Consider the following 2,193-nt stretch of genomic DNA (forward strand, 5'->3'; position numbering starts at 1 on the left):
GTCGGGCTCCACGGGCTCCCGGGCGGCCTCGGGCGCGGGTGAGGTCCAGAATTTGCGGTACGCGACCAGCAGGGACAGGGCGACGACGCACCACAGCAGCAGGTTGAACACGATCGCGCGGGTCGCGTCGGAGCTACCCTCGGCGTAGAGGCCGTCGATGTTGATCGAGCCTTCGGCGCTGTGCGCGATGAGGGTGATCAAGGCGCTGCCGCCGGCCTGGTCGAACAGCCACACGTACCAGAAGGTCACGGCGACGGTGGTGATGGCCTCGTAGGGCTTCAGGTGGAACTGGTCGAGGAAGAACAGGGGTCCGTGCCAGACGGTGATCAGCACGGCGAGGATCCCGGCCGAGAGCAGCGGCGAGTGCCGGTTCTGCAGGATCGGCAGCGCGTAGCCACGGAAGCTGGGCTCCTCGCTGAGCGGTCCGTTGAGCGGGTTGACCATGGTGATCCCGATCGCGAGCGGCACACCGAGCCAGGCACTGGCGGCACCCTCGGGCGCCGCCGCGCCGGTGACCATGGTGAGGACCATCGTGCCGGCGTTGACCAGCAGCGGTACGGCGAGGGCGAGCGCGTACCAGATCCAGTTGACCCGCCAGCGGATCACCCGTTTACCGATCTCCTTGAGCCCGCCCAGGCCGTCGGCGACGAAGGCGACGACCAGCGCGGAGACGAGGGCGCCGATGTTGGAGAACGAACCCCACGGAAGCGGCGCCCAGGTGAGGACGTAGGCGAGGGCGAAGAAGGCGATGAGACGGTGCGAGCGTACGAGCGTTCGGAAGCTGGACATCGCGGAACCCCTGACGGCGGTGTTGCGGCCGGTCCGGACGACGCGGCTCGTTGGGTTCACCGTCACATCGGCGCGCGCCACGCAATAGCCGGGATGCCGGTGGACGAAGGGTTCGGGTTTCTGGCATACCGCCGCTACTGGTACTTGTCCGGTTGTCGCGGATGGCGGACGCACCGACGTCGCAACTCACCTCACATCTTCCGAGCATCACGCCGCGCGGCGACGTACTCGTGCACCCACTCGAAAAACCGCGCGTAGAGGCCGTCGACGGCAGGTCCACCATTCTCGCTGGAATCCGCAACCGCCTGCGTGTGGAACAGCGACATGAAGATCGTGAGCGCCAGCGGAAATTCGTCGAAGTCTGCCATCAGCCCACTGCGCTGCGACGTACACGGCCACGGCTCCGCGCAGTCCTCACAGATCCAAGAGGGCCGCGCCGGCTGATGAAACCTGGCCATCAGGGGGCGTCCGAGATGATCCGGAGTAGTCGCCTCCGTGCGCGACACATGGCTATCCCCTGTCGATCGGTTGCTCCACGGATGGCACCGGCAGGAAACGCCCGCCAGAATCACGATCACGGATCAGCACGGCCGTGGGAATGCCGCCATCGGGCCCGACTTCCTGTCACGGTTATCGGTTCGACCTCGGTCCGACCAGGGAGTACGTGGCAATCGGGCCGATCGTTGGCAATGAGCGCGGTGGGCTGTTCGGTCTACTCTGGGCATCAGGTCGTGCATCGTCCGAAGTCGTGAGGCCGGGAGGAAGGAGATGCGATGCCCGCTCATCCGGAGACTCTCGCCGACCGTCAACCGAACGGGAAACTGATCGCGGCTCGCGGCCGACTACAGTCTCCCTACCATCGCGGCAAGGCGATGTCCCGTGCGGAGCTGGCCGATCGCGTGAACGGAGCGTTGGACGATCTCTATTCCGACTGGATCAACGTCGCTGCGCTATACGTCACTGATCGCTGGATCGGAAGCCTTGAGCGCGGTGAACGCCGCTGGACCAGCGCAGAACGCCGTGCAGCGCTGCGTCGGGCCACGGGCGCGCTGACCGATCACGACCTGGGCCTTCACAAACCGCGACATGCCGAGCGGGGCGTGAGTGCCGAGGTCCTCGGCCGCATGGCACGCCTGGAGTCGAGCGATTTGGTCGGCGGCCGCCGAGACACCATGGGAGGTCTTGGCCGGCACCAGGCTCGCGACCTGACCAAGCGCGTCGAGATAGCGCCATTCAAGCCTGCCGACGAATCCTTCGTCGATTTGTCGGAGGGCTCGGGCAGCGGGTGGAACAGCTTCTCAAGAATTACGAACGCCCTGGCAGAACAGCGCCAGGCCGTCGCGCCAGAAGCACTGCTCAGTCTCGTGGAGGCGCACCGTGAATGCTTGGCCACGCTGTTTCGGC

Annotated in this window: 2 protein-coding genes and 1 pseudogene; 1 reads left to right on the plus strand and 2 read right to left on the minus strand. The window is 66.2% G+C overall.

Going from position 1 to position 2,193, the window contains the following annotated elements:
• Nucleotides 1-789 (minus strand): CPBP family intramembrane glutamic endopeptidase (locus AB0M20_RS39480; RefSeq protein ID WP_364306171.1); only part of this gene is annotated, 789 nt, incomplete at its 3' end.
• 191 nt (nucleotides 790-980) lie between these two features.
• The gene (locus AB0M20_RS39485) at nucleotides 981-1,157 is read right to left on the minus strand and encodes a hypothetical protein (RefSeq protein ID WP_364306173.1); all 177 of its coding nucleotides are present in this window, start codon (nucleotides 1,155-1,157) and stop codon (nucleotides 981-983) included.
• A 405-nt stretch (nucleotides 1,158-1,562) separates the two neighbouring features.
• Between AB0M20_RS39485 and AB0M20_RS39490 the strand changes: the two are divergent.
• Nucleotides 1,563-2,193 (plus strand): annotated as a pseudogene (locus AB0M20_RS39490) (hypothetical protein); the annotation flags it as partial.

This window comes from Actinoplanes sp. NPDC051633, from assembly GCF_040681735.1.
GTDB lineage: Bacteria > Actinomycetota > Actinomycetes > Mycobacteriales > Micromonosporaceae > Actinoplanes.

What these genes read in the sequence shown, in the direction of transcription:
- AB0M20_RS39485 (WP_364306173.1), bottom strand. Translation starts at nt 1,157, where the DNA reads ATGGCAGACTTCGACGAATTTCCGCTGGCGCTCACGATCTTCATGTCG.